The sequence below is a fragment of the Vibrio sp. YT-19(2023) genome (assembly GCF_033337395.1).
This window is the reverse complement of sequence record NZ_JAWOQN010001086.1, coordinates 1-528: the sequence shown is the minus strand read 5'-3', so window position 1 is coordinate 528 and position 528 is coordinate 1. Positions and strand designations below refer to the sequence as shown.

Genomic DNA, 528 nt, shown 5'->3' with positions numbered 1-528 from the left:
CAGAGAAATACACATGCTGAAAGATCTGGGTGAGGGTATCCACGAGTTTAGTGGTGAAGCGTTGTTGCCATTCCTATTAGTTTTGCACCTTGGTGCCAGCTTTATGCATCATTTTATTAAGCAGGACGGAACGTTGCTGAGAATGTTGGGCAAAGCTTGATAAGACAAAACAAGAATGTGCTTCGAAGGTTTCTGAGCAACAAAATGGCAGGTAAGTGATACCTGCCATTTTAATATAATCGAAAGGATGCCTAATTGTTAAATTAGGCTTCGCTTTGGATGACATCAAAATCGGTCGGCGTTCATCACTTTGGTCCACGCGGCGACAAAGTCTTCAACGAACTTTCCTGCGTTGTCATCTTGTGCATACAGCTCGGCATAGGCTCTGAGTATTGAGTTTGAACCGAAGACAAGATCGACGCGGGTCGCTGTCCATTTTACATCTTTAGAGCGACGGCTGCGGATTTCGTAAAGGTTTTCGCCAACGGGTTCCCACGTGTAGTTCATGTCGGTTAGGTTAATGAAAAA

The 528-nt window shown here is 44.5% G+C and carries 1 protein-coding gene and 1 pseudogene; one reads left to right on the top strand and one right to left on the bottom strand.

The features are described 5' to 3' along the window. The first annotated feature begins 13 nt into the window (after nucleotides 1-13). Entirely contained in the window at nucleotides 14-160 is a 147-nt protein-coding gene (locus R7E78_RS30195) for a cytochrome b/b6 domain-containing protein (RefSeq protein WP_318059152.1), read from the top strand. Nucleotides 161-285: 125 nt separating this feature from the next. Here R7E78_RS30195 and R7E78_RS30190 read toward each other — a convergent pair. Then, nucleotides 286-528: pseudogene (locus R7E78_RS30190) on the bottom strand (catalase-peroxidase); the annotation flags it as partial.